Source organism: Gilliamella apis, from assembly GCF_030758615.1.
Taxonomy (GTDB): domain Bacteria; phylum Pseudomonadota; class Gammaproteobacteria; order Enterobacterales; family Orbaceae; genus Gilliamella; species Gilliamella apis_A.
The window spans coordinates 2,348,196-2,374,677 of record NZ_CP132381.1 but is presented as its reverse complement, the minus strand read 5'-3'; the positions used below and the strand labels follow the sequence as shown (position 1 = coordinate 2,374,677).

24 protein-coding genes and 2 pseudogenes are annotated in these 26,482 nt (G+C 34.5%); 15 read left to right on the top strand and 11 right to left on the bottom strand.

Annotation, left to right across the window (positions count from 1 at the left end):
- Nucleotides 1-12: 12 nt before the first annotated feature.
- The 5 genes from cls to fldA form a co-directional block, all read right to left on the bottom strand.
- Nucleotides 13-1,476: a cardiolipin synthase gene (gene cls, locus RAM17_RS10960; RefSeq protein WP_110447252.1), complete on the bottom strand. Its 1,464-nt coding sequence runs from the start codon at nt 1,474-1,476 to the stop codon at nt 13-15.
- Nucleotides 1,477-1,481: 5 nt separating this feature from the next.
- Nucleotides 1,482-1,940 (bottom strand): acyl-CoA thioester hydrolase YciA, encoded by a 459-nt coding sequence (yciA, locus tag RAM17_RS10955; RefSeq protein WP_110447253.1) that lies wholly within the window; start codon nt 1,938-1,940, stop codon nt 1,482-1,484.
- Nucleotides 1,941-1,967: 27 nt separating this feature from the next.
- Nucleotides 1,968-2,510, bottom strand: a complete 543-nt coding sequence (locus tag RAM17_RS10950) for an inner membrane-spanning protein YciB (RefSeq protein ID WP_110447254.1) — start codon at nt 2,508-2,510, stop codon at nt 1,968-1,970.
- 68 nt (nt 2,511-2,578) lie between these two features.
- Complete coding sequence (gene fur / locus RAM17_RS10945; RefSeq protein WP_086364310.1) at nt 2,579-3,037, bottom strand: ferric iron uptake transcriptional regulator; 459 nt, start codon at nt 3,035-3,037, stop codon at nt 2,579-2,581.
- Between the two features lie 78 nt (nt 3,038-3,115).
- A complete protein-coding gene (gene fldA / locus RAM17_RS10940; protein ID WP_110447255.1) occupies nt 3,116-3,628 on the bottom strand; it encodes a flavodoxin FldA in 513 nt (170 codons plus the stop codon).
- Between the two features lie 176 nt (nt 3,629-3,804).
- Between fldA and sucC the strand changes: the two genes are divergently transcribed.
- The 11 genes from sucC to hslU all read left to right on the top strand — a co-directional run bounded on the left by sucC (nt 3,805) and on the right by hslU (nt 13,616).
- Nucleotides 3,805-4,977, top strand: a complete 1,173-nt coding sequence (gene sucC / locus RAM17_RS10935) for an ADP-forming succinate--CoA ligase subunit beta (RefSeq protein ID WP_110447256.1) — start codon at nt 3,805-3,807, stop codon at nt 4,975-4,977.
- A gap of 24 nt (nt 4,978-5,001) precedes the next feature.
- A complete protein-coding gene (gene sucD / locus RAM17_RS10930) occupies nt 5,002-5,868 on the top strand; it encodes a succinate--CoA ligase subunit alpha (protein ID WP_110447257.1) in 867 nt (288 codons plus the stop codon).
- 107 nt (nt 5,869-5,975) lie between these two features.
- Entirely contained in the window at nt 5,976-7,547 is a 1,572-nt protein-coding gene (locus RAM17_RS10925; RefSeq protein ID WP_110447258.1) for a cytochrome ubiquinol oxidase subunit I, read from the top strand.
- Nucleotides 7,548-7,566: 19 nt separating this feature from the next.
- A complete protein-coding gene (cydB, locus tag RAM17_RS10920; protein ID WP_110447259.1) occupies nt 7,567-8,703 on the top strand; it encodes a cytochrome d ubiquinol oxidase subunit II in 1,137 nt (378 codons plus the stop codon).
- 9 nt (nt 8,704-8,712) lie between these two features.
- Complete coding sequence (locus tag RAM17_RS12640) at nt 8,713-8,823, top strand: cytochrome bd oxidase small subunit, CydX/CbdX family (protein ID WP_110447260.1); 111 nt, start codon at nt 8,713-8,715, stop codon at nt 8,821-8,823.
- A gap of 183 nt (nt 8,824-9,006) precedes the next feature.
- On the top strand, nt 9,007-9,402 hold the full coding sequence (ybgC, locus tag RAM17_RS10915) for a tol-pal system-associated acyl-CoA thioesterase (RefSeq protein WP_110447261.1): 396 nt from the start codon (nt 9,007-9,009) through the stop codon (nt 9,400-9,402).
- A gap of 51 nt (nt 9,403-9,453) precedes the next feature.
- A complete protein-coding gene (gene tolQ, locus RAM17_RS10910) occupies nt 9,454-10,074 on the top strand; it encodes a protein TolQ (RefSeq protein WP_232350151.1) in 621 nt (206 codons plus the stop codon).
- A gap of 2 nt (nt 10,075-10,076) precedes the next feature.
- Entirely contained in the window at nt 10,077-10,496 is a 420-nt protein-coding gene (gene tolR, locus RAM17_RS10905) for a colicin uptake protein TolR (RefSeq protein ID WP_086364301.1), read from the top strand.
- Nucleotides 10,497-10,519: 23 nt separating this feature from the next.
- A complete protein-coding gene (gene tolA, locus RAM17_RS10900; protein WP_110447263.1) occupies nt 10,520-11,566 on the top strand; it encodes a cell envelope integrity protein TolA in 1,047 nt (348 codons plus the stop codon).
- 166 nt (nt 11,567-11,732) lie between these two features.
- On the top strand, nt 11,733-12,260 hold the full coding sequence (gene hslV, locus RAM17_RS10895) for an ATP-dependent protease subunit HslV (RefSeq protein WP_025316169.1): 528 nt from the start codon (nt 11,733-11,735) through the stop codon (nt 12,258-12,260).
- A 27-nt stretch (nt 12,261-12,287) separates the two neighbouring features.
- Nucleotides 12,288-13,616, top strand: coding sequence for an HslU--HslV peptidase ATPase subunit (gene hslU, locus RAM17_RS10890; protein WP_110447264.1), 1,329 nt, complete (start codon nt 12,288-12,290; stop codon nt 13,614-13,616).
- Between the two features lie 76 nt (nt 13,617-13,692).
- Here hslU and asmA read toward each other — a convergent pair whose 3' ends face one another.
- The 3 genes from asmA to mltA form a co-directional block, all read right to left on the bottom strand.
- Nucleotides 13,693-15,597: an outer membrane assembly protein AsmA gene (asmA, locus tag RAM17_RS10885; RefSeq protein WP_110447265.1), complete on the bottom strand. Its 1,905-nt coding sequence runs from the start codon at nt 15,595-15,597 to the stop codon at nt 13,693-13,695.
- Between the two features lie 33 nt (nt 15,598-15,630).
- Nucleotides 15,631-16,212 carry a dCTP deaminase gene (dcd, locus tag RAM17_RS10880; protein WP_065650757.1) on the bottom strand — a complete coding sequence of 194 codons (582 nt, stop codon included), beginning with the start codon at nt 16,210-16,212 and terminating at the stop codon, nt 15,631-15,633.
- A gap of 68 nt (nt 16,213-16,280) precedes the next feature.
- Entirely contained in the window at nt 16,281-17,360 is a 1,080-nt protein-coding gene (mltA, locus tag RAM17_RS10875) for a murein transglycosylase A (protein ID WP_110447266.1), read from the bottom strand.
- A gap of 200 nt (nt 17,361-17,560) precedes the next feature.
- On the opposite strand from mltA, the gene cycA reads away from it, so the two are divergent.
- Nucleotides 17,561-18,934, top strand: coding sequence for a D-serine/D-alanine/glycine transporter (gene cycA, locus RAM17_RS10870; RefSeq protein ID WP_306240139.1), 1,374 nt, complete (start codon nt 17,561-17,563; stop codon nt 18,932-18,934).
- Between the two features lie 48 nt (nt 18,935-18,982).
- Here cycA and RAM17_RS10865 read toward each other — a convergent pair.
- Nucleotides 18,983-20,006, bottom strand: a pseudogene (locus RAM17_RS10865) (TerC/Alx family metal homeostasis membrane protein).
- 179 nt (nt 20,007-20,185) lie between these two features.
- Here RAM17_RS10865 and dacB point away from each other — a divergent pair.
- A complete protein-coding gene (dacB, locus tag RAM17_RS10860) occupies nt 20,186-21,619 on the top strand; it encodes a serine-type D-Ala-D-Ala carboxypeptidase (RefSeq protein ID WP_110447269.1) in 1,434 nt (477 codons plus the stop codon).
- Nucleotides 21,620-21,668: 49 nt separating this feature from the next.
- Here the strand turns inward: dacB and RAM17_RS12635 are convergent.
- Both RAM17_RS12635 and RAM17_RS10845 read right to left on the bottom strand, forming a co-directional pair.
- A pseudogene (locus RAM17_RS12635) lies at nt 21,669-23,503 on the bottom strand (ABC transporter ATP-binding protein).
- 258 nt (nt 23,504-23,761) lie between these two features.
- Nucleotides 23,762-24,445 (bottom strand): LexA family transcriptional regulator, encoded by a 684-nt coding sequence (locus RAM17_RS10845; protein WP_110447271.1) that lies wholly within the window; start codon nt 24,443-24,445, stop codon nt 23,762-23,764.
- Between the two features lie 655 nt (nt 24,446-25,100).
- Here RAM17_RS10845 and tatA point away from each other — a divergent pair.
- Nucleotides 25,101-25,277 (top strand): Sec-independent protein translocase subunit TatA, encoded by a 177-nt coding sequence (gene tatA / locus RAM17_RS10840; protein WP_081300038.1) that lies wholly within the window; start codon nt 25,101-25,103, stop codon nt 25,275-25,277.
- Nucleotides 25,278-25,289: 12 nt separating this feature from the next.
- A complete protein-coding gene (locus RAM17_RS10835) occupies nt 25,290-26,474 on the top strand; it encodes an FAD-dependent monooxygenase (protein ID WP_110447272.1) in 1,185 nt (394 codons plus the stop codon).
- Nucleotides 26,475-26,482: the final 8 nt, after the last annotated feature.

Here is a 26,482-nt window from a genome sequence, read left to right as displayed (position 1 = left end):
ATCTAAAATTACCTAGAGTAAAGGGGCAAAAAAGTAGAATAATCGTTCAATCACACGTTGCCAGATTGGTCGTTTATTCCATTTTTGGATATTAATTTCTTCTGACTGTGATAAATATTGTTTTAGTAGCTGTGATAGTGATTTGGCAAATTGAGCGTCATCAATTACAGTAGTGATTTCAAAATTCAACCATAAACTGCGCATATCTAAATTAACGGTTCCAACTAGGCTAAGTTGATTATCAACTAGAACACTTTTTGTATGTAATAAATTATCATTAAATTGATAAAGTTTAACGCCACTATTTAATAATTCTGAAAAGAAAGCGCGACTAGCCCATTTTACCATTAATGAGTCGTTCTTTTTCGGCGTAATGATAATAACCTCAACACCACGTTGGGCGGCAGTGCAGATTGCATGTAAAATATCATCACTAGGTACTAAATAAGGTGTAGTAAAAATAATTTTTTCTTGAGCAGAATAAATTGCTGTCAATAACACTTGATGGATCATGTTTTCGGTATAACCAGGACCAGAAGGAATAAGCTGCATAATATGTTTCTTTTCTTCTGGTGGTTCAGCAAAATCCGTAATTTGTGGTAGAGCTAAATGTTTCCCTGTTTCAAGTTCCCAATCACTCGCATATATAGCTCCCATTAAGGTAGTAACTGGTCCATTCATTCTGATCATGATATCAACCCATTCTCCAACATGCTTGTTTTGTTTAAAGAATCTAGGGTCAACAATATTCATACTTCCGGTATAGGAGATATAATTATCTATAATGGCTACCTTACGGTGCTGACGCAAATCAAGTCGTCTAAACATAAATCTTAATAGATTAACTTGTAACGCCTCTATAATGATAATACCTGCATCACGCATTCTTTGGCAGGCTTTCGATCGAATAAAATGTCTACTTCCTGCTGAGTCAATCATTAATCGACAGGTAACGCCTCTTTGCGTAGCTTGTATTAGTGCTTGTTCAACATCATCTGCTTTACCGCCTTCATTCCAGATATAAAAAACCATTTCTATGTTGGAGTTTGCATTATTGATATCTTCAATAAGACGATTGAAAATGGTGTCGGTATCACTTAATAATTCAATATGATTGCCTTTTATACCGTCAAGTCCTGTTTGATGTTTACAAAGTTGAAAAATAGGCTTACTAACTTGACTGACTTTAGCGGTAAAAATATCAGGAAAAGCGCATAATTGCTTAATAAATTTGGTGATCGTTGGGCGCATTTTTTGCGCACGCTTAGCTCGCTGTTGCCCTAAATGGGTTTCGCCTAAGGCGAAGTAAAGAATAATGCCAATAATAGGTAATATATAAATGACCAACATCCATGCAATCACGTAAGTAGTTGGTCTTCTTTTGAAGACAATACGTAGCGTGGTCGACACAATAAGCAACCAGTAAACGAGAAAAATTAATGTACTTATTAATGCATGGAATGATGTAAATTGCATATTTATCAGCTATAAGTTAAGTTTAATTTGCTAATAGGATCTTTAGTACAATCATAATGTTGAAATATTTCTGGCAAAGGTTTTGGATTATTGTGTTTATCTACAGAAACATAAGTAAAAGTAGCATCAGTGATACGAAAACGCTGCGTAGCAATTTCTGAATCGGTTACTTTTTTAATCCAAACTTCAATCTCGATGGTAATCGAGGTAGTGCCAGTTTTTATACAATGAGCATAACAACATACTACATCCCCAACCATTGCCGGTTTGTGAAAAGTAATACTACTTGCATTAACTGTCACTACTCTTCTTTTGGCAATTTCTTTAGCTAAAATACCTCCAGCTAAGTCCATTTGCGACATGATCCATCCGCCAAAAATATGGCCATGTGGATTAGTGTCTGCCGGCATAGCTAAGGTTCGTAATACTAATTGTCCCTTAGGGATGTTGTCATTTTGTGTCATGTTGATAATACTCCTACCTATATAATTTTATCCGTTGTCAGTGGCCTTACTCATATTTCGGTAAATATAAATACCCGAGATCAAAGACATTATTAAAGATACAGCCGGTAAAATAAATACTTTAAAAATCCAGAAGAAGTCATCTGTTGCATAATATGTTGCAATTAAACTGAAAGTTCCACAGGCAATAAAAAATACAATCCATATTAGATTCAACTTATTCCAGACTGTTATATCAAGCTGTATCTCTTTACCTAACATTTTTTGTATAAGATTTTTCTTGAAAATAAACTGACTAACAGATAAAGCAGTAGCAAATAAAAAGTTAATAATGGTTACTTTCCATTTGATAATATTAGGTTCGCGAGTTAACAATGTCACGCCACCAAAAATCATTACCATCAGATAAGATATCAGCTCAACTTTGTCAATTTTTTTATACATAACAAGAATAATTAAAAAGGATATTGTTGAGGCAATCATTAATGCTTGGACGCCGACAAAAATATCGTAAATTGTTAAAAATATAAAAAATACGATAAGTGGGATAAAATTTAAAAGCTGCTTCATGTGATTATTAACCTGACAGATAAAAGTATGTATTATTCTCAATAAGTAAAAAAGCCTATAAAATAGGCTTATTTTTTAGTATGAAGTTCGGGATGAGCTTTACAGTTACCAGCTTTACAATGTCCGTAAAGATATAAGCTATGAAAAGTGAGGGTAACGCCATATTGTTCTGCAATTTCTTTTTGACGTTGATTAATTGTTTCATCTCGAAATTCAAACACTTCGCCACAATCTAAACAAATTAAATGATCGTGGTGTTTTTGTGAAGCAAGTTCGAAAACAGCTCTGCCACCTTCAAAATTGTGTCGAGTCACAATTCCGGCATCGTCAAATTGATTCAATACTCGATAAACCGTTGCAAGGCCAATTTCTTCACCCATATCAAGTAGTTTTTTATAAAGATCTTCTACAGTAATGTGTTGGCATGAAGGGTCTCGTAATAATTCTAAAATTTTTAATCGTGGTAAGGTAACCTTTAAGCCGGCACTTTTCAGTGCTGCATTATTATCTTTATCATGATTCGTCATATTACATTCCAGTTGAGTTGTTTAATAAAACATATTATAAAAATATGTACGGAAAATAAAATAAATCACTTTGATAGATCAAATATTCATTTCGGTTTTTACTTGTTTCACCCAATTATTAATGCGTTCTTCGGTTAATTCTGGTTGACGATCTTCATCAATGGCTAAACCAACAAAATGATTATCATCAACTAAACTTTTCGATGCTTCAAAGCTGTATCCTTCTGTTGACCAATGACCAACAATTTTTGCTCCTTTAGGTTCGATAATATCGCGAATCGTTCCCATCGCATCACAAAAATATTCAGCGTAATCTTCTTGATCACCACAGCCAAAAATTGCTACAGTTTTACCATTAAAATCAATTTGTTCCAAATTAGGGAAAAAATCGTCCCAATCAGCTTGAGATTCGCCATAATACCAAGTTGGGATACCAAAAAATAAGCAGTCATATTTTTCGATATGTTCTTTTGTAGTTTTTGCAATATCGAAAAGATCTGCTTTATCTGTACCTAAAATTTGTTGGATTTGTTTAGCTACATTCTCTGTATTACCGGTGTCACTACCAAAAAAGATTCCAACTTGTGTCATATTTTTACCTTTACTGTTTTTACAATATCAATATATTTTTGAGTATATCATTGTCGGTAGTTATCAGCAATAATTCTCAATTACTATAAACATAAGTAATTATTTACTACACAATCTTTACATCTTGAATTAAAATTAGCCACTATTTTTGGCAATCAAAGCTTTGGGATTTATTTATGAACCTGCATGAGTATCAATCGAAACACTTATTTAAACAGTATAATTTGCCAGTGCCTGAAGGTTATGTTTGTAACTCTATCGATGAAATACAAGATACATTGGCTGAACTTTCCTCGCAAACAACGACGAGCGCTTGGGTGGCAAAATGCCAAGTTCATGCTGGGGGACGAGGTAAATCTGGCGGGGTCATTTGTACTAAGGATTTTAATGAAATAAAGCTTTTTGCTGAAAAATGGCTAGGCCAGTATTTAGTCACTTATCAAACAACATCTAAAGGTCAACCCGTTAATCAGATTTTAATTGAGAAGGCCTCCAATATAGCTAAAGAGCTTTATTTAGGTGCAGTAATTGATCGTAGTAGCAAACGTATTGTGGTGATGGCATCGACCGAAGGTGGCGTTGATATTGAAAAAGTTGCTGAAACCTCGCCGCATTTAATTCACAAGATATCGCTTGATCCATTAACAGGACCATGTGGCTATCAAGGTCGTGAGCTCGCATTCAAGCTCGGTCTTAGCGGTAAACTCGTCAACCAATTTGCCAAATTATTTGTCAATTTTGCTAATCTTTTTATCAATAATGATGTTTCATTAGCTGAGGTAAATCCTTTAGTTATTACTGATTCACAAGAATTAATTTGTTTAGATGCTAAAGTTGTTTTAGATGATAATGCTATGTTTAGACATCCTGAATTAGCAATATTAAGAGATACAACCCAAGAAGATGAACGTGAATCAATAGCAGCTAAACAAGGCATTAGCTATGTTTCACTGGAAGGTAATATCGGTTGTATGGTTAATGGTGCCGGCCTTGCGATGGCAACTATGGATATGATCAAACTTTATGGTGGTGAGCCAGCGAACTTTTTAGATGTAGGTGGTGGCACAACGAAAGAGCGCGTAGCGGAAGCGTTCAAATTAATTTTATCAGATAAAAATGTCAAAGCCATTTTAGTCAATATTTTTGGTGGTATTGTTCGTTGTGATCTTATTGCTAATGGCATAATTGATGCAATTAAAGAGATAGGTTTGACCGTGCCTGTTGTTGTTCGTCTTGAAGGTAATAATGCTGAGCTAGCAAGAGAGATTTTGGCTAAAAGCGAATTGAATGTTATCACAGCAAAAGGTTTAGTCGATGCAGCCCAACAAATTGTTGCTGTTGCACAATAATAGGATGGGTGGAGAAAAATTATTATGTCAATTTTGATTAATAAAGAAACAAAAGTGATTTGTCAGGGATTCACAGGCAGTCAAGGTACTTTCCATTGTGAGCAAGCAATTGCTTATGGAACAAAAATCGTCGGTGGTGTAACGCCAGGTAAAGGCGGTACCATGCATTTAGGCTTACCTGTGTTTAATACAGTTAAAGAAGCCGTTCTGGCAACGGGTGCAACCGCAACGGTAATTTATGTCCCTGCTGCATTTGGTAAAGACTCGATTTTAGAAGCGATTGATGCAGGTATCAAACTAATAGTATGTATTACAGAAGGTATTCCAACTTTGGATATGCTTATCGTTAAACAAAAATTAGTTGAAAATGATGTTGTTATGATAGGGCCTAATTGTCCTGGAATTATTGTACCTGATGAGTGTAAAATAGGTATTATGCCTGGACATATTCATTTTGCAGGAAAAGTAGGTATTGTTTCTCGTTCGGGTACTTTGACTTATGAAGCTGTAAAACAGACTACCGATATCGGATTAGGCCAATCAGTTTGTGTTGGAATTGGCGGCGATGCTATTCCGGGTAGTGATTTTATCTCCATTCTAAAATTACTTCAGCAAGATCCTAAGACAGAGGCTATTGTTATGATAGGTGAAATTGGTGGTAGTGCCGAAGAAGAAGCTGCTAATTACATCAAACAAAATGTCACTAAGCCTGTTATCGCTTATATTGCTGGTGTTTCGGCACCTGTAGGTAAACGTATGGGCCATGCTGGGGCAATCATTTCTGGAAATAAAGGGACTGCTGCCGATAAAACTAAAGCATTACAAGCCGCAGGAATCATTGTCGTAAATAGTTTGGCTGAAATCGGTGAAACGGTAAAAAAACACCTTTAATTTCATTTTTTTGACATTCATCAAGTTTTATTTTTACAATAATATTGTAAAATACAATAAATAACGACAAAAAATTTGTGGGTATTTAAGGATAAAGGGAGCACATTATGTTTGATATTGTAGAATTATCAAGACTTCAGTTTGCACTCACCGCAATGTATCATTTTATTTTTGTTCCATTAACGTTAGGTATGGCGTTTATGCTTGCAATTATGGAAACAGTATATGTGGTTAGTGGCAAGCAAGTTTGGAAAGATATGACTAAATTCTGGGGTAAACTGTTCGGTATTAATTTTGCCGTTGGTGTTGCTACCGGTTTAACCATGGAGTTCCAATTTGGGACTAACTGGTCTTATTACTCGCATTATGTTGGTGATATATTTGGTGCACCGCTTGCGATTGAAGGATTAATGGCATTTTTCTTAGAATCAACGATGGTTGGTTTATTCTTTTTTGGCTGGGATAGATTAAGTCGTGGTAAACATTTAATGGTTACCTGGTGTGTAGCTTTTGGTTCTAATTTCTCAGCACTTTGGATTTTAGTTGCCAATGGTTGGATGCAATTTCCAATCGGTTCAGACTTTAACCCAATTACCTCTCGTATGGAAATGGCCAGTTTCTTTGAATTAATTACTAATACTGTTGCACAATACAAGTTTGTTCATACTGTTGCAGCAGGATATTTAACCGGTGCAATCTTTGTTTTAAGTATTAGTTCGTATTATCTACTAAAAAAACGAGATTTGCCTTTTGCAAAACGTTCTTTCGCTGTAGCAGCTGTGTTTGGTTTTATTATGTCAATTGTTGTCGCAATCATGGGGGATGAGGCTGGTCATGAGTTGACAACTGTACAACCAGCAAAACTTGCGGCAATTGAAGGTGAATGGGAAACTCAACCTGCACCTGCATCATTTAATGTTATCGCGTTCCCGTCACAAGAGAAGAAAGAAAATTTATTTGCTCTTGAAATTCCTTATATAATGGGAATCATGACAACTCGTTCATTCGATACCCAAGTTACTGGTTTAAGAGATATCTTAACTAATAATGAAACTCGAATTCGTAATGGTATTCTCGCTTATACGAATTTGGAAAAAATTCAGAAAGGTGATCAGGATCCTACTGTCTTAAAAGCCTTTGAAGATAATAAAGTTGATTTAGGTTATGGTTATTTAGTTAAACGTTATACTGATCGTGATAATTTAACAATTCCGGAAGCGACTGAACAACATATTAAAGCTGCAACTGAAGATTCAATTCCTACTGTATGGCCTCTGTTCTGGGCATTTAGAGGTATGGTTGGTTTGGGCTTATTAATGATTTTAGGTACTGGACTTGCTGTATGGACAACCTATAAAGGCCGAATTGGTGAAAAACGTTGGTTATATCGTTTACTTCTATTATCTTTACCATTCCCTTGGTTAGCATGTGAATGTGGTTGGTTTGTTGCTGAATATGGTCGTCAACCATGGGCAATTCAAGATATTTTACCAACAGGTGTCGCTAATTCTTCGCTAACCGCAGGTGAGGTATTATTTACTATGGTGCTAATTTGTGGACTTTATACTCTGTTCTTGGTTGCTGAACTGTTCTTGATGTTTAAGTTTGCACGATTAGGGCCTAGTTCATTAGGTACTGGTAGCTACCATTATGAAAAAACACAATCAATATCGGAATAAGGCATAGGGAGTATATACAATGATTGATTACGAAATTGTACGCGTCATCTGGTGGGTGTTGATTAGTGTTGTTTTAATCGCTTTCGTTATCACTGATGGCTTCGATATGGGTGTCGGTATTTTATTACCTTTTATTGGCAAAACCGATACTGAACGCCGAATCATGATAAATGCAATCGCACCACACTGGGATGGTAACCAAGTTTGGTTAATCACCGGTGGTGCAGGTATTTTTGCAGCATGGCCTACGGCTTATGCGGTATCTTTTTCAGGTTTTTATATTGCGATGGTTTTAGTGCTCTGTTCGCTATTCTTTAGACCAATTGGTTTTGATTACCGTAGTAAACTGGAAAATTCTAAATGGCGTAATATGTGGGACATAGCAATCTTTTTCGGTAGTTTTGTGCCAGCACTTGTTTTCGGGGTTGCATTTGGCAATTTATTAGAAGGTGTACCATTTAGATTTGATATTAGTAAACGTGCTTTTTATGATGGTTCATTCTTTGAATTATTGAATCCATTTGCAATATTAGCTGGTATTGTGAGTTTGATGTTAATCGTTGCTCATGGCGGTGCTTGGTTGCAAATGAAAACCTCAGGTGAACTTTACTTAAGAGCGAGAAAAGCAACGCAAATAGCAAGTTTGATTATGCTAATTGCTTTTGTATTGGCTGGTGTTTGGGTTGCATTCGGTATTCATGGCTATGAAATTACAAGTGCTATAGATCATAATGGAGTATCAAATCCATTAGTTAAAACTGTATCAACAGATTCTTCATGGTTAAACAATTACATGAATTATCCTATTTTATGGGCGGTTCCAGCATTAGGCGTATTATTACCATTATTAACTATTTTCTTTTCTAGTATGAATAAAAATGGCTTAGTGTTTTTATCTTCTTCACTAACTATTGCTTGTGTATTACTTACCTATGGAATTGCAACATTCCCATTCATTATGCCATCAAGCATTATGCCAAACGCTAGTTTGACTATTTGGGATGCAACTTCTAGTCAATTAACACTTAATATTATGTTTGGTGTTGTAGTAATCTTTTTACCAATTGTTCTTTTCTACACTATCTGGTCTTACATTAAAATGTTTGGGCGTTTAGATAAAAACCATATTGAAAATAATAAACATTCACTTTATTAAGGATTAATTATGTATTACGTTTTATGGTTCATTGGAATAATTGCAGCTTGTATGTTAGCTGTTGTTACTGGACTTTTGGTTGAAAATTCTAGTAATGAAAAAGAAACTAACAATAAATAATATAATAAAATAACGAATATAAAGGTGGCAAATTGTCACCTTTTTACTTATAGGTCTGAACGAAATATAAATAATTCACAAATGATAATTGTTTTCATTTAACTATTTTTATATCATAGTGCAGCGAATTTCATATTAATATATAATATGGTCAATTTTTTAGGCTAAATTAGATCGAACAATATGAAACAATTCAGTTGGAATGCAAGAGTCTATTATGAAGACACAGATGCTGGTGGAGTAGTGTATCATGCTCGGTATCTTGCTTTTTTTGAACGAGCTAGAACAGAAATGCTTAGGCAACTTGATATTAGTCAACAAAAGTTGCTGCAAGAAGGTATTGCTTTTGTTGTTAAAAAGATGGATATTAGCTACGACTTTCCAGCACGTTTAGATGATATGTTATCTATCAGCACTAAGATTGAACAAATTCGTAAGGCGTCTATTATTTTTAAACAGACAATTTTAAACCAGAATAAGCAAATTATCAGCAGTGCTGATGTGGTGATTGCTTGTGTCAATATGACTAAAATGAAGCCTTGTGCGCTTCCAAAGTCATTATTTTTGGAGTTAATTTAAGTGAATATTATTGATCTATTTTTACAGGCAGGACTTTTAGTACAAGGCGTTATGCTATTGTTACTCATGTTTTCTGTTATGTCTTGGGCTTTTATTTTTCAACGTAGTAGCGTTTTAAGCAAGGCTAAAAAACAAGTTGAGCAATTTGACAATAGTTTTTGGGCTGCTGATGACTTAAATGTGCTCTTTGATAAAGCAAAATTCAATAAAGAAGAGATCTGTGGTACAGAACATATTTTCTATTCGGGATTTAAAGAGTTTTCTCGTTTATATCAAATTAATCCAAATATGCCAGAAGCAGCGTTAGATGGCGCATCTCGTTCAATGCGTTTAGCGATGAATCGTGAATTAGACAATTTAGAATTGCATATACCTTTTTTAGGTACTGTAGGGTCAATTAGCCCATATATTGGTTTATTTGGTACTGTTTGGGGAATTATGCATGCTTTTATTTCACTTGGCGAGGTCAAGCAAGCAACATTGCAAATGGTTGCTCCCGGTATTGCTGAAGCGTTAATTGCGACCGCTATTGGTTTATTTGCCGCGATTCCTGCTGTTTTAGCTTATAACCGATTATCATTGCGTGTAAGTCGAATGGAACAAAGTTATTTGAATTTTATTGATGAGTTTTCATCAATTTTACAACGTCAAGCAGTAGCTGTTAGGAAATAATTATGAGCAGACGTTCACGTTATTCAACCAAATCAGAGATCAATATTGTACCTTTGTTAGATGTATTATTAGTATTGGTGTTGATTTTTATGGCTACAGCCCCAATAATAAGCCAAAGTGTTGAAGTTGATCTTCCAGAAGCAACAGAATCAAAAACTGTTTCGCCTTCTGATAATAAACCTATAATTATCGAAGTATCTGGGGTTGGGGTGTATGCAATTATTATAGATCAGAATCGACAATCGAATATTCCTCAAGAGCAAATTGTTGCGGAAGTTAAGCAGCAAATGTCGCTTAATGATAAAGCTGTTTTTTTAGTTGGTGGTGCGAAACAAGTTCCTTATGAAGAGATTATAAAGGCTTTAAATTTGCTTCAATCAGCAGGTGTCAAATCTGTTGGTTTGATGACTCAACCAATTTAACTTAATAATTATTAAATATAAAAATGTCAGCAATGTCTAGTAAGTTAAACTCAAAATTAAGTTTACCGGTTATCATTTCCATTCTTTTACATGGCATATTAATTATTGCCTTGGGATATAAGTTTGTAAGTGATACTGGTGAAAACTATGGTACTATCAATGGTAATTCGATTGATGCTATCATGATTGATCCATCGGTTATGACCGAACAATATCAAAGACAATTGCAGACTAAAACTAATCAACAAAAAGCAGATCAAAAGAGTCAAGAACTTTTAGATAAACAAATAAAAGAACTCACTGAAAAAGCGGAAGCAGAGAAAGCAGCCGCTGAAAAAGCTGCCGCAGAAAAGGCAACTGCAGAGAAAGCCGCCGCTGAAAAGGCCGCAGCAGAGAAAGCTGCCGCTGAAAAAGCCGCCGCTGAAAAGGCAGCAGCAGAGAAAGCCGCCGCTGAAAAGGCAGCAGCAGAAAAAGTCGCTGCTGAAAAAGCAGCAGCAGAAAAAGTCGCTGCTGAGAAAGCAGCAGCAGAAAAAGTCGCTGCTGAGAAAGCCGCCGCTGAAAAGGCCGCCGCTGAAAAGGCAGCTGCAGAGAAAGCTGCCGCTGAAAAGGCCGCAGCAGAAAAAGCAGCAGCAGAGAAAGCTGCCGCTGAAAAAGCAGCAGCAGAAAAAGCTGCTGCCGAAAAAAAAGCCAAACAGAAGGCTGAGCAAGCTAAAAAAGATAAAGCTCTCAACGATCTTTTAGGTGGGCTTACCTCAGGAACACCAAGTTCTGGAGGAGTTGCCAGTCGTAAAGGTGTATCCGATGGTGAGCTAGATAAATATAAATCGTTAGTACAAAATGCAATAAGTAATAAATTTATTAATCCACCAAATGTTTATCGTGGCAAAACTTGTGAATTACAAATTCAGATAGCACCTGATGGACTATTGCTTAATGTCACTTCAAAAGGTGGTGATGCTGATCTATGTAGAGAAGCGCTTGCTGCAACTAAATTAGCGGTTATACCAAAACCAGCAAGTAGTTTTTATAGTGAAGTAAAAACCATGAATATCGAATTTCAACCAAAGTAAATAATTTGATAGTTATCTGATTTTTAAAATTTATTTATGTTATGTCATTTATTGATGAATAAATATTCCGCATCTTGATAATCTGATATTGAAAATTTACTAATCACCCCAATATATTCTCTATTCATTTCCGAATTAAGTTTTTATGTAAAAGAAGGAGCAGAATATGACAACAATTGTCAGTGTTCGTCGTGAAGGTCAAGTCGTTATTGGTGGCGATGGACAAGTTACATTAGGTGAGCGCATTATTATGAAAGGTAATGCTCGTAAAGTTCGCCGATTGTACAACAACAAAGTGATTGCAGGATTTGCTGGAGGTACTGCTGATGCTTTTACGCTATTTGAATTATTTGAGAGAAAGCTAGAAATGCATCAAGGTCATTTAACTAAGGCTGCTGTAGAGCTAGCTAAAGATTGGCGGACAGATAGAATGCTTCGTAAATTAGAAGCACTACTTGCCGTTGCAGATGAAAGCGCATCGTTGATTATCACCGGTACTGGAGATGTAATTCAACCAGAAGATGATTTGATAGCGATTGGATCTGGTGGACCTTATGCTCAAGCAGCTGCAAGAGCCTTATTAGATAATACCTCATTATCTGCACATGATATTGTGCAAAAATCTCTATCAATAGCGGGTGATATTTGTGTTTACACAAATAACTTCCAAACTATTGAAGAGCTTAATTACTAATTAATCTGATTTAAGAGAAATACTACTATGTCTGAAATGACTCCTCGCGAAATTGTAAGCGAACTAAACCAACATATTATTGGACAAGATAAAGCAAAACGTTCTGTTGCCATTGCTTTACGTAATCGCTGGCGTCGTATGCAACTTGATGAAGCATTACGTCATGAAGTTACGCCAAAAAATATTCTTATGATCGGCCCTACAGGGGTAGGTAAAACTGAAATTGCTAGACGATTAGCTAAATTAGCTCATGCACCTTTTATTAAAGTAGAAGCTACCAAATTTACTGAAGTTGGTTATGTCGGTAAAGAAGTTGACTCGATTATTCGAGATCTTACTGACTCTGCTGTGAAAATGATTCGCCAAGAAGCTATCGAAAAAAATCGTAATCGAGCTGAAGAACTAGCTGAAGAGCGTATTTTAGATGTGCTTGTTCCACCAGCTAAAGATGGTTGGGGGCAAGTTGAAAATAATAATGATTCAACAGCTAGACAAGCATTTAGAAAAAAATTACGTGAAGGTGCACTTGACGATAAAGAAATTGAAATTGAAGTAGCTGGCGTCAATATAGGTGTAGAAATTATGGCTCCTCCAGGTATGGAAGAGATGACTAACCAACTACAGTCGATGTTCCAAAATTTAGGTGGTCAAAAAACTAAAGCGCGTAAAATGAAGATCAAAGATGCCTTCAAACAGCTAATAGAAGAAGAGGCTGCGAAGTTGGTTAATCCTGATGATCTTAAACACGAAGCCATTGAAGCTGTTGAGCAAAATGGAATTGTATTTATCGATGAGATCGATAAAGTGTGTAAACGAGGTAATTCATCTGGACCGGATGTTTCTCGTGAAGGTGTGCAACGCGATTTACTACCACTTGTTGAAGGTTGTACCGTTTCAACTAAACATGGTTCAGTAAAAACTGATCATATTTTGTTTATTGCATCGGGCGCGTTCCAAACTGCTAATCCATCAGATTTAATTCCTGAGTTGCAAGGACGTTTACCAATTCGAGTTGAATTACAAGCGTTAACAAGCGAAGATTTTGAACGAATTCTAACTGAACCGAATGCATCATTGACAGTCCAATATAAAGCATTAATGGCAACTGAAGGTGTTAATATTGACTTTACACCAGATGGTATCCGTAAAATTGCTGAATCTGCATGGCAAGTTAATGAACAAAATGAAAATATTGGTGCTCGCCGTTTGCATACAGTGCTTGAACGTTTAATGGAAGATGTCTCTTTCGAGGCCAGTGAATTGGGTGGTCAAACTATCACAATTGATGCTAAATATGTTAGTGATCATCTAGATAAGCTTGTTGCAGATGAAGATTTGAGCAAGTTCATTTTATAATAAAAGATGTTGTTAAATTAAAAGGTGAGTTAGATAACTCACCTTTTTTATCTTTATTATTTAGTTAATGAGAAATTTATTTCTTTAGTAATCCGCCTAATATATCGACTGCTTTAGACTTTAATTTGTCTTTGTCTTTGTCTTTGTCTTTGTCTTTATCCTTGCCATTGCGATTTTCTAATTTATCACGTAGTTTATCTAAACGCTGTTGTAATTTATCACTAAACACATCGGACAGTATTTGAGCTATATCTAACTGATAGCGTAAATTAGAAAACTGACCATATATACGTAGTGGTATAGTCACTTTCTGTAATTTGGCAATGGTGTCGCTTTTACTATTCCAACCACCAAGCAACTTGATATTTAAATTAACATCCAAATCATGATTAAGCATTCCCACTTTGCCTGAACCACTTATTATATCTAAGGTTTCTGAATTGGCATTGAGCAAATTAAGTTCTATATTACCTTGATTTAAATAAGCATTGGTGTTGATTTTATGAAACTCAGTATATTTCTTTTGATTACCCGATTTGTCATTGCCGTTGCCATATTTTGCAGCTGCACTTTCGATAATATTTTGAATATTAATGTTATTCAATTTAGCATTGGTAATGACGATATTCGCATTACCTTTGAGACTTTCTAATAATTTATTTGTTGTTAAGCTATTGGTTTCTAATATCCCTGAAGCATTAAATATACCATCTAGATCATACGCCATATCCATTTGGGTAAAAAAAGAATTTAAATTAATATTGTTAATTTTGGTATTAAGTTTAATCTGCGGTGTTTTCTGTTTGCCGTTAGCAGTGCCAGTTGCGGTTATATGTCCATTAGCAAAATCAAAATTTAAATCTTTAAATGTCGCTATTCCATCCTGATTATCAACGTTTAGTTTAACATTGTTCATGATGATTTTATTTGCTTTAATTTCCTTGATATTTATCGTTGTTTTGCCATCAAATGCATTAAGAATACTTAATTGATTATTATCTTTGGCAACACTAGAAACAACAGGTGAAGTTTGTTGTACGGGAATGTCTTTGTTTGATTTTGCATTTTGTTGTAAAAAAGGCGTTAAATCTAATTTTTCTGAACTCAATTGTAAATCGACGTATGGTTTATTATCAAAACGAGTATTGATTTTACTGGTAAAATTATTGTCATTAACGGAAAAAACTAAGTTTTGGCTATTTAATTGCTTAGGGCTTTGTTGATAATTAAATACACCAGTTGCACTTCCTTTGAGTGCTTTGTTTGAACTCGCAATGCCGTTATAGCTGTAATCTAACTTTTTAAGGTCGATAATGGCTTTTTCTGGGAATTGAGTTAAATCGACATTGGCATTAACCGAATAAAATAGATCTTGCTGATTTTTATCAATATTTCCTTTTAATTCGATTGAAAGATTCTTATCGTTATTTTGTTCTAATAACAAATTGATATTTCTGAAATTTATCAAATCATTATTATATTGTAATGCCACCGTACTATCGGCTATTTCAAATTTATTTAAGCTGAATTTCCAATTAGATACATTCTTTTTATTTTCAGATATATCTGTGTTTGGTTGCGATGGAGGAGTTAGAGTTTGGGTATATTTTTTAGCATTATCACCTTTACTTTCGTCAGTAATATTGATTAATGCTGATTTGATAAATACATTTTTAATCGCTAAATTTTTTGAAAAAAGCGGTAGAAGTTCAACATCAAGTCGCATATTGTCTGCAGTTAATAGCGGTTTTGTTGCACCGTTATCAGATAATTTAACTGCATCAGTTAAGATGCTGACCTGAGGCCAGATATGCCAGCGTAAGTCACCTTCAATAGTTAATTCATAACCAGTTTTATCTTTTACTGTTTGAGATATATATCCGCGAAAATGATTTGGATCAACAAACACAATAAGAGAAACAATGCTGATAACAATAACCAAAATTAAGATAAATAGAATAACCAGTATCTTTTTTATCATATGAATGTTCCTATATTAAGGTGATAAATGTTATTAATCTTTATCAATACGACTGGCAACAGCGCCATGTTGGTCTTTATATTTAGCATCTTGTCTTCGATTATATGGTCGTGCAGCTGGGCCACTAAGGGTTTCAAAACTTAGTGCACCAATGGTCATACCTGGTCTTAATGCTACTGGGATTTTTCCAGAATTGTAAAATTCTAAAACGATTTGTCCATGCCAGCCTGGATCAATGCGATGGGCAGTAACGTGAACCATAAGTCCTAGACGCGCTAACGATGAACGCCCATCTAACCAACCAACTAAATCATCAGGGATGGTTACCGATTCAAGCGTTACGGCTAAAGCTAACTCGCCAGGATGTAAATAGAAAGCATCACCTTCAGATAGTATCATCTCTTCGCTCATGACACGCTCTAAAACAGCAGAAACTTCTTCTTTTGGACCACTTAAATCAATATAGGGGGTAGTATGTTCTTTAAAAGTACGAAATTGATTACCAAGTCGAACGTCAACAGTTGCACCATTAATACAACTCAGTTCTGGTTGTGGCGTGATTTTTAATTTACCACTATCTAAATATGCTTCAATATCACGGTCACATAATCTCATAAGTTATCCTTAATTCTGCTTTTTAACGTATTCTAGCAGGTTCTTTTGTTGACGTCGATGTTGGTAAATTAAGGTTTGATAACCCAAGCTCGGCCAAAATGATTATAGTAACCAGCTTGTTTACCAGCTTTATCACCAATGCCTAAATAAAGATCAAAATGATGGCCTTTAATTGCACCACCAACATCAAGTGCCACCATCAATCGTACTTCTCGTCTACCACGATACTGACCATCATTATCGAGAAGTGGTACATCCACTAATACGACAGAACCTGTTGGTACTAATAATTTATCTGATGCCACTGAAGCATTAGCAATTAAAGGTACTGCGGCAGATCCTTTTACTTCAGCATTATATTGTGGTTTAAAAAAGACAAATGATCGATTTTGAATCAATAGCGTTTTAAGTTGTTTTTCACTTTTATTTTTAGCCCAATTTTTAATTGCTTGAATGGACATATCTTCCTTGGCTATTTCTCCCTGCTCAACTAATAAACGCCCGATACTTGAGTAACCGTGACCATTTTTACCACCATAACAGAAGAAAACTAATGGTGTGCCATCTTCAAAATCAATATAGGCACTTCCTTGTACTTCCATTATAAAGTTATCCATTAATGAATTACTGTAAGCAATTTCGAGCCCTTTACCGGTTAATGCTCCATTATAGATTTGTTCACGACTTGGTAAGCGACCTTTAGACTTAGCTGGCATTCTATAAATTGGATATTTAAATTCACCGGTTGGTTGGTGTCTAGCTTTGATTACCGGAGTATAATAACCAGTTAAATGAACATTGCCATATCCATCTTTACCTGCCATTTCATAGCTTTTTAGCCCTACTTTATGGAATTCTGCTGAACCTAGCGAGCGATTAATCCAAGCGTCAACAGCTTTATAAATATGTTCATTTTTCTGATACAGTGAAGGTGATGTAGTTCTTAATTTTTCAACTTGAATAGTATAATCAGAAATATTGACTGGAACGGCTAACTGCGGATGGCTGATATTGAAATCATTGGCTAGTTTTCCATCTCTAAATTGCTTACTTTTTGCATTTGAATCACTTTGACACCCAGTCAATAATGATAGAATTAATAAAATAGATAATATGAAAATATTAGATTTACAGTTGTTTTCTTTCATTTTGAATAATTTATTGTAGTTAGTTATATGATATAGTTGGTTATGCTACACAATTATATTATAAGAGACTATCAATAATTATTAGAATGTCATAAAAAGTTTTGATAACGATTCAGCTTGCGATTTGAGGCTATTAACTTTATAGTCATCTATTCCACATAAAAATAGAAAAATTGTAAAAACGATAGGTAATCAATAAGATGAACACTACGTCTTCAAATCAAGATCTTAAACGAAATCTCTCCAGCCGACACATTCAATTAATAGCAATTAGTGGTGCAATTGGTACGGGTTTATTTATGGGCTCAGGAAAGACGATTAGTCTTGCTGGACCATCTATTATTTTTGTCTACATGATTATTGGGTTTGTTTTATTTTTTGTTATGCGAGCAATGGGCGAAATTTTATTGTCCAATTTGAATTATAAATCTTTCAGTGATTTTGCTAACGATTTATTAGGTCCGTGGGCAGGTTTTTTTACTGGTTGGACCTATTGGTTTTGTTGGGTTATTACTGGAATTGCTGATGTTGTGGCTATCGCAGGATATGCACAGCATTGGTTTCCTGAGCTACAAGCGTGGATCCCGATGCTACTTACTGTCATCGTTCTATTAACCTTGAATTTGTTGACGGTAAAAATGTTTGGTGAAACTGAGTTTTGGTTTTCGATGATTAAAATTGTCGCTATTTTAGCTTTAATTGCTATTGGACTTGTTTTAGTTGTTACCGCCTATCATTCGGAACAAACTAATACTACTGCTGCATTTTCTAATCTTTGGCAATATGGTGGTTTCTTCCCTCATGGTACTATGGGTTTTTTTGCAGGTTTCCAAATTGCAATTTTTGCTTTTGTCGGGATTGAGTTAGTTGGAACGACGGCAGCTGAAACCCTCGATCCGAATAAAAATTTACCTCGAGCGATCAATTCCGTGCCAGCCCGTATTATTTTCTTCTATGTCTTTGCGTTGATTATCATTATGAGCGTAACGCCTTGGCAGTTTATTTCACCAAATAAAAGTCCATTTGTTGAGTTGTTTACGTTAATTGGCTTACCTGCTGCAGCCAGTATTATTAACTTTGTGGTACTTACTTCAGCTGCTTCTTCTGCTAATAGTGGTATTTACTCAACCAGTCGAATGTTATTTGGCCTTGCTAAAAAGCAGGATGCACCTGAACCATTTGGTAAATTATCAAGACGTTCTGTTCCTGCTAATGGCTTGCTATTTTCATGTACTTGCTTGTTTGGTGGGGTAGTACTGATTTATTTAGTACCTAATGTTATGGAAGCATTTACCATTGTAACGACTATTTCTGCAATATTATTTATGTTTATTTGGTCGATGATTTTAATTTCTTACATTGCCTATCGTCGTAAAAAAGCTAAATTACATCAAGAATCACAATTTAAGATGCCGGGGGGCGTTTTAATGTGTTTTATTTGCCTTGCTTTTTTTGCTTTTGTGATTGTGTTATTAACTTTTGAAACAGATACTTGCCAAGCACTTATGGCAACACCTATTTGGTTTGTTATTTTAGGTATTAGTTACTATATTCAATCATTAAAACGGGTATAACTTTTAATTCTTAGTCGGCAGGTTGCCTGCCGATTATCTCCTCATATCTTATTTTTTTGTTTGGTTAGGCCAAATAACACTCGCAATAATACCTAACAATAATATACCTAATACCACATAAAGACTGGTGGTTGGGCTAATACTAATTCCATAACCAAATAGATGTTCAGTTGCATTTAAAGCAAGTTTTGCGGCAATAAAAAATAATAGGCAAATTACTGCTTTACCTAAATGAACAAGATATTGTTGCATTGCCTCTAAAACAAAATACATGGTTCGTAAGCCTAAAATAGCGAATATCATTGCACTATATACAATTAATGGCTCTTGGCTAACCGCAATTACTGCAGGGACCGAATCAAATGCAAACATAACATCACTTAACTCAATCACAACGATACACAAGAAGAGTGGTGTTGCATATAATGCACTTTTGGGCATTTTGTTGATCAGTTCACTATTCTCTGGTTTGGCTAGTTCGATGTTGAGTTGTTTTTGTGTTAATAAGAAATGGTGCCCGACTATTTTAGGGTAGGAAGGAAAAATACGTTTAGCAATACGATAAGCAAAATGTTCTGAATAATCTTTTATCTCATCATCATTGCCTTGGTTTTTTAGCATCATCAATCCAGTTAAGGCAACCACGACAGAGAAAACCAGCTCCATCCAAGGCCCTAAGGATAATAGACCAGTACCAATAATGACAAAAACAGCTCGGAAGATGATTGCACCAATTACTCCCCAATAAAGTAACCGATGTCGATAATTGTTGGGGATAGCAAACCAAAGAAAACAGTGCCATAATAACAAATAAATTATCAACAGAGAGTGCTTTTTCAAGTACATAACCAGTAATAAACAGGCTAGCTATTTCACTACCGTGATGTATATACAGATACAGCGCAAATCCTAACGCCACGAAAATCCAAAATAAAGACCACATAACTGCACTAGTTAAGCTAATGGGCTTATCATTATGATGAGCGTATAAATCAATTATAATCGCAGCTAAAGCCAAAACGATAAACATCAGCACGGTTTCAATGGGAAAGCCTAATGAATGTTGAATCATAGCTATGTTACCTATATTAAGTTATTTTTTTGAAATAAATAGAAAAATATTATGAGTATTGATATTTGGAACATATTTTTAAAAGTGATTGAGTATATATTGATAGGCCAAGCAAAAAAAGATATATTTATCATCTTTACTTAACTATCATTATTCAATACTCATGTGAGCATACGTTCATGACTAATATAAAGGTATCTTTTTTCTTCATTGTTACTTTTTTTTCATGTTTATTACCAGCACAGTCAGTGGAACCATATATCTCATCCTTACCTAAAGGAAGTGATTTATCCATTTTAGTGCAAACTGTTGAGGGAAAACCTAAAACTTTAGCAAAATACAAAAGTGATCAATTTAAACAACCTGCTAGTACGCAAAAAGTAATAACGGCATTAGCTGCACAACTTGAACTTGGTGACAATTTTCGGTTTATTACTGGTATGTATACCAATGGTTCTCTAAATAATAAACAGCTTAGTGGTGATCTTATTATCAAGTTGAGTGGGGATCCAACTTTTAATCGTGCTAGGTTAAAGAATATGATTACCGCTTTACGTCAAAAAGGCGTAGAAAAGATCTCAGGTAATGTTATTTTAGATACTTCTATTTTTGCTAGTCATGATAAAGCAGAAGGTTGGTCATGGAATAATTTAACTGCTTGTTATAATGCCCCTGCATCGGCAGCAACAATTGATGATAACTGCTTTGTTGCAACCATTACTCCAGGTAAAACTGGTTCCAAAGCTTCGATATCAGTATCACCTAATATACCGGTTATGGTTACAGGTGATGTCAGAACAATTGCTGCCAATAGCAAAGATTTAAATGATAGATATTGTGAACTTGATGTTAGTGCTGATAAAAATCGTTACCATTTATCTGGTTGTATCGCGTCGAATGCTGATAAAACACCATTAAAGTTTGCGGTAATTGATCCAACCGAATATTTTTCAACAATTTTAAAAAATGAACTAAAACAACAAAAAATTACTTTTAATGGTCGAGTTGTTGAAAGAAAACAAAAAGTAGCAGGTGGGTTAACATTACTGGCTTCAAGCCAATCAGCGCCACTTTCAGAGTTATTAACCGTCATGCTCAAAAAATCAAATAATTTATATGCTGATACTATTTTTAGAACCTTAGGTGCGCATTATTATAATGTGTCTGGAACTTGGCGTAATGGTGGTGATGCGGTAAAACAAATTTTACGTAAAAAAGCCGGAATTGATTTAGAAAATTTAGTTATTGCCGATGGTTCTGGTTTATCACGTCTAAACTTGGTTAGTGCGAATAAATTAATGGAGATTTTGCAATATATTTCTGTACATAATAATCAATTAGCTTTTATTGAAAAATTACCGATTGCTGGCGTAGATGGAACGTTACAAAATCGTAAAAGTTTTAATCAAGCTCCATTTAAAGAAGCAGTTATGGCTAAAACGGGTTATATTCAAGGTAGCTATAATTTAGCTGGGTTTATTCAAAAATCAGATGGTCGTTATATTGCCTTTGTTCAGTTATTATCCGGCTATCGAGCTGATAGTCAAGGTGAGCCAAAAAATGGTGCAATTATGCGATTTGAATCTGAATTTTATAAAAACTTTATTAATTAATATATAGAATTAGTATAAGGGCGATGTTTAATCGCCCTTATATTTTTAGTTAGAAATTATCCGCTAGGAAGCCACCACTTTGATGTTTCCAAAGTTGTGCATAAAGACCATTTTTACTGAGTAATTCTTGATGTGTTCCTTGTTCAATGATTTTACCTTGATCTAAAACGATTAATCGATCCATTGCTGCGATCGTTGATAAGCGATGGGCAATAGCAATAACCGTTTTACCTTCCATTAAGGTATATAAACTTTCTTGGATGGCTTGTTCAATTTCAGAATCCAGTGCACTTGTAGCTTCATCTAATAACAGTATTGGTGCATTTTTTAAAATAACACGAGCAATAGCAATCCGTTGACGTTGTCCGCCAGATAATTTAATTCCTCGTTCACCAACAAAAGCATCGTAGCCAGTTCTACCATTAGCATCAACTAAACCTTCAATAAAACTGTCAGCATGGGCTTTTTGGGCAGCGATTATCATCTCTTGTTCAGTAGCATGATTATTTCCGTATAGTAAATTGTCTCTTACTGAACGATGTAACAGCGACGTATCTTGGGTTACCATACCAATTTGAGCACGTAAACTCTCTTGATTTACTTTAGTAATATCCTGACCATCAATGGTGATCTCACCATGTTGTAAATCATAAAATCGCAACAGTAAGTTGATTAATGTTGATTTGCCAGCTCCAGATCTGCCAACTAAACCAATTTTTTCCCAGGTTTGATGGTTAAATTTAAATTCTCAATAATTGCATTATTTAGTTTTTCATCGTAACTGAAATCTATCTGTTTAAATTCAATTTTACCTTCAGTTACTTTAAGTGTAGGTGCATTTGGTTGATCAACAACCGTTTTCGCTGCAGAAAATGTATTAATACCATCTTTAACTACGCCAATGTTTTCAAATAGTGAAGCCATTTCCCACATAATCCAATGTGAAAATCCATTTAATCTTAGCGCTACTGCGGTTGTGGTTGCAATTGCACCGACACCAACGAAATCATTGCTCCATAACCATAATGATAAGCCGGTAGTGCCCAGTACTAGGAAAATAGACAATAAATGATTAACAATTTCAAAGCTACTGACTAAACGCATTTGCTTATTAACTGTAACCATAAATTCATCCATCGATTCTTGTGCATATTTTGCCTCATTACCTGCATGAGAAAACAGTTTTACCGTCATGATATTTGTGTAAGCATCTGTTACACGGCCAGTCATGGTTGAACGCGCATCTGCTTGCATACTTGCTACTTTACTTAATCGTGGAATGAAGTAATACATAGCAATGCCATAAAAAAAACACCAGACTATAAATGGAACTAATAACCAAAGATCTAATTGACCTATGATTGTTGCCATGGTGATAAATGAAATTAGAACATAAATAAAGATATCAGCGACTAAAAAGCAAGTATCTCTTACAGCAAGTGCAGTTTGCATGACTTTTGCTGATATTCTACCGGCGAATTCATCTTGAAAAAAACGCATGCTTTGATTTAGTACTAATCTGTGCAAATTCCAACGTAAACGCATTGGAAAATTTCCAGCTAAGCATTGATGCTTAATGATGGTTTGTAAGGCAATAATAATCGTGCTAGCTAATATAATGATGGCAAATACGATTAAAGTTGTTTTTTCTTGTTGCCAAAATTGATTTGGTGATGCAGCAGCAAGCCAATCAACAACTTTACCAAGTGCTGCATATAAAAATGCCTCAAATGCACCAGCTAGCGCACTCAATATTATTAATAGTAATAAGAAACAGCGAGTTCCTTTAGTGGATTGCCAAATAAAGCTAAAAAAATCTTTAGCCATTGGTTGTGGTTCATCTTTGGGATAAGGTGATACCAATTTTTCAAAAAATCGATACATAGTTGACCTAATTAGTTAAAAGGTTATTCACTGATAATTTATCAATGATATAAAAAGTGAGGTTTGTGTTGCTAAATACTTATTGCTGTAGTTGCAAACATAAATCTGAAATTAGTAAATTAAAATCACTTGAATATATACCTATTAAACTGATGTTATGTGTTATGAAAAACGTAACGTTTTGAGGAAAGGGGGTTTTTATACTTTCCTCATGTAATAAATTATATCTTGAAAAATTTTAGATTACTAATAATTGTCTTAAAAGACATCTTTGATAACTTGCACTACTCTGCCGACAATGTTGTATTTTTCAAAATGAGCTTTAGGTACTTCAATTGTTGGGTATTGATCATTATTACAGATTAATATCCAATTACCGAGAGTTAAGCGTATTTTTCTTAATAATGTAAAATTTTCATATTCTAATAAATAAATAGCACCATCAATAATTTCGTTTACATCGGTATTAATAATTAAGCCGTTATTATTTTCGATATCAGGCGCCATCAAATCACCTTTAGCCCAGTAAAGAATTAATTTTTTAATATCTAAACCGCGATGAGATGCCCAACCTTCAATTACAGGATAATTCATCACAGGAGGAGTTTCGCGAACATAACGTTGGTTTTGTGCTTCTTCTTTAGTTGGTAACTGTTTTTTATAAACGGGAATACGATAGATATTTTCATTATAGACTTCATCATCATCTTTAGGATTTAAAATTTCTAGCTTATAACCTGTTGCTAACCAGTTAAATGATACGTTACATTTCTCGGCAATCACTTCTAAACGGGTCAATGATGGATAAGTTTTTCCTGACAAATAATCACGAATTACTGTTTCTGACATATCACATTTTTTTGCAAAAGCGGATACAGATAGACCTTGCATTGAAGTATGGAGTCTGTCTTTAAAAGTTTTGACATTTTTATTTTTAATCATATTTATTTTTGTCTCGTTTTTATTTATTCATCCGATTTATGATTATATTGTATTTTTTATGAGTTTTATATAAGTGATTAAATGAATATTCTTAACATTATAGTTTTTAAATATGAATATTCTTTAAAGTTCGTTTTATATTTTGTTATTTTATTGAATTTTCATATAAAAACAAACGTTTTTTGTTTTTTTAATAAATTTATTTTGTTGTTTTTTTTGTTGTATTTCTTTGTTTTTCCGCGAGGTTGTTTTCCGATTTATGGGCTAAAAATGGCTTTTTTTAGTGAGTAAGTATTGAATAAATATGCTTAAATTACATTTGTGTCATTTTCTGTTTGTTTTGTTAATATTTTATTAACGCTATTTATTATTCGTGTAAATTTGATTATTTTCGCTAAAATCCAAATAAAAACGTTGACTGAGGCGAAAAAAAATGGATAATAAGCTGCGTAAGGATTTTTCATTGTTTTCTTTCCTTATATTCCTTATATTTCATGTTGGCCTGCATAATTTTTATGCAGGTCTTTTTTTTATTTAAATTTAACTTGTCATGAAATCCCAGCTTAAAAAGAGTATAATTAATTCCATTATTTAAAATCTATTTGCTGAGTAACAGAGTCCAAATAGAGATATATCTTTAAAAGAGGTTTTAATTATGTCATTTAGCATCCCACATCTTTTGGTCTTTCTAGCTGTAGTTGTGTTAATTTTTGGAACCAAAAAATTACGCAATTTAGGTTCTGATCTTGGCTCAGCATTAAAAGGTTTCAAAAAAGCAATGAATGATGATGAAGTTGAAACCAAAAATGATAATAAGCTTGATAAGCAATAACAAAATATTGATATGAAAACGCAATTCGATGTCGCCATTGTTGGTGGTGGGTTAGTCGGTTTGGCTACAGCCTGTGCATTAAGCAGATACGATATAACGGTAGCCATTATTGATACTAAAGTTGATGAATGGCAAGATTTTAAGTTTGATGACATAGGTATAAGAGCGTCGGCGATAAATGGTGCCAGCCAGAGATATTTTTCTCAAATTGGTATTTGGCATGATCTTTGTGCTAGCAATCGAGTTCATTCATTTAGTGAAATTGGTGTCTGGGAAAAGAATGGTTTAGCTCATCTTTCGGCTCATGCTAAAGATTATGGTTATGAAAATCTCGGCTATATTATAGAAAATAATCTCATCGCTTACCATTTGTATCAACTTGCGGCAGCAACAGATAATATTACTATTTTCAATCAGGTGGCTATAGATAATAATTATACTGATGATTATGCCTTTTTGACCTTAGCAGATAATACGACTTTACAAGCTAAATTAATTATTGGTGCTGATGGTGCTCATTCTTGGTTACGTAGACATGAAAAAATATCAGTATTTGAGCGTAATTATCTTCACCACGCAGTGATTACTACTGTTGAAACACAATACCCTCATCAAGCATGCGCCAGACAGATTTTTTACCCGAATGGTATTGTTGCATTTTTACCACTTTGGCAAGCTAATAAAAGCTGTTTGGTATGGTCAACTAAACCTGCACAAGCAGAAATTTTAACATCGCTGACAGAATCCGATTTTTGCCACGAATTGTTCAAATTAGCCGGTGATAAAGTAGGGCAATGTCAGTTGGTTAATCCACGAATGGTCTTTCCATTAAAAGCTCGTTTTGCCAAACAATTTATTAAACACCGATTAGCCTTAATTGGTGATGCTGCTCATACTATTCATCCATTAGCAGGACAAGGCGTTAATTTAGGTTTTCAAGATTCTGCATTGTTGGTGGCTACTATCAAAAGGCTTATTGATGAGAAAAAAGATATTGGTTTAATGGAAAACTTAAAATCATTCCAATTTACTCGTCGTAAAGATGCATTAGTGATGCTAACAGCTATGCGGACGATTCAAGATATGTTTAATGGCGATAATACCTTTAAAAAGATGGTTAGGACGGTTGGTATGAATGCTATTGACAACTTTTCACCAATAAAGAAACAGTTGATCAAATACGCCATGCAAATTTAATCTATTAC

What these genes read in the sequence shown, in the direction of transcription:
- RAM17_RS10845 (WP_110447271.1), bottom strand. Translation starts at nt 24,445, where the DNA reads ATGATTAAAAATAAAAATGTCAAAACTTTTAAAGACAGACTCCATACT.
- tolR (WP_086364301.1), top strand. Translation starts at nt 10,077, where the DNA reads ATGAGCAGACGTTCACGTTATTCAACCAAATCAGAGATCAATATTGTA.
- tolQ (WP_232350151.1), top strand. Translation starts at nt 9,454, where the DNA reads ATGCTATTGTTACTCATGTTTTCTGTTATGTCTTGGGCTTTTATTTTT.
- ybgC (WP_110447261.1), top strand. Translation starts at nt 9,007, where the DNA reads ATGAAACAATTCAGTTGGAATGCAAGAGTCTATTATGAAGACACAGAT.
- asmA (WP_110447265.1), bottom strand. Translation starts at nt 15,597, where the DNA reads ATGATAAAAAAGATACTGGTTATTCTATTTATCTTAATTTTGGTTATT.
- RAM17_RS12640 (WP_110447260.1), top strand. Translation starts at nt 8,713, where the DNA reads ATGTATTACGTTTTATGGTTCATTGGAATAATTGCAGCTTGTATGTTA.
- yciA (WP_110447253.1), bottom strand. Translation starts at nt 1,940, where the DNA reads ATGACACAAAATGACAACATCCCTAAGGGACAATTAGTATTACGAACC.
- sucC (WP_110447256.1), top strand. Translation starts at nt 3,805, where the DNA reads ATGAACCTGCATGAGTATCAATCGAAACACTTATTTAAACAGTATAAT.
- RAM17_RS10950 (WP_110447254.1), bottom strand. Translation starts at nt 2,510, where the DNA reads ATGAAGCAGCTTTTAAATTTTATCCCACTTATCGTATTTTTTATATTT.
- cycA (WP_306240139.1), top strand. Translation starts at nt 17,561, where the DNA reads ATGAACACTACGTCTTCAAATCAAGATCTTAAACGAAATCTCTCCAGC.
- RAM17_RS10835 (WP_110447272.1), top strand. Translation starts at nt 25,290, where the DNA reads ATGAAAACGCAATTCGATGTCGCCATTGTTGGTGGTGGGTTAGTCGGT.
- sucD (WP_110447257.1), top strand. Translation starts at nt 5,002, where the DNA reads ATGTCAATTTTGATTAATAAAGAAACAAAAGTGATTTGTCAGGGATTC.
- cydB (WP_110447259.1), top strand. Translation starts at nt 7,567, where the DNA reads ATGATTGATTACGAAATTGTACGCGTCATCTGGTGGGTGTTGATTAGT.
- hslU (WP_110447264.1), top strand. Translation starts at nt 12,288, where the DNA reads ATGTCTGAAATGACTCCTCGCGAAATTGTAAGCGAACTAAACCAACAT.
- fldA (WP_110447255.1), bottom strand. Translation starts at nt 3,628, where the DNA reads ATGACACAAGTTGGAATCTTTTTTGGTAGTGACACCGGTAATACAGAG.
- tatA (WP_081300038.1), top strand. Translation starts at nt 25,101, where the DNA reads ATGTCATTTAGCATCCCACATCTTTTGGTCTTTCTAGCTGTAGTTGTG.
- cls (WP_110447252.1), bottom strand. Translation starts at nt 1,476, where the DNA reads ATGCAATTTACATCATTCCATGCATTAATAAGTACATTAATTTTTCTC.
- mltA (WP_110447266.1), bottom strand. Translation starts at nt 17,360, where the DNA reads ATGAAAGAAAACAACTGTAAATCTAATATTTTCATATTATCTATTTTA.
- RAM17_RS10925 (WP_110447258.1), top strand. Translation starts at nt 5,976, where the DNA reads ATGTTTGATATTGTAGAATTATCAAGACTTCAGTTTGCACTCACCGCA.
- dacB (WP_110447269.1), top strand. Translation starts at nt 20,186, where the DNA reads ATGACTAATATAAAGGTATCTTTTTTCTTCATTGTTACTTTTTTTTCA.
- fur (WP_086364310.1), bottom strand. Translation starts at nt 3,037, where the DNA reads ATGACGAATCATGATAAAGATAATAATGCAGCACTGAAAAGTGCCGGC.
- hslV (WP_025316169.1), top strand. Translation starts at nt 11,733, where the DNA reads ATGACAACAATTGTCAGTGTTCGTCGTGAAGGTCAAGTCGTTATTGGT.
- tolA (WP_110447263.1), top strand. Translation starts at nt 10,520, where the DNA reads ATGTCAGCAATGTCTAGTAAGTTAAACTCAAAATTAAGTTTACCGGTT.
- dcd (WP_065650757.1), bottom strand. Translation starts at nt 16,212, where the DNA reads ATGAGATTATGTGACCGTGATATTGAAGCATATTTAGATAGTGGTAAA.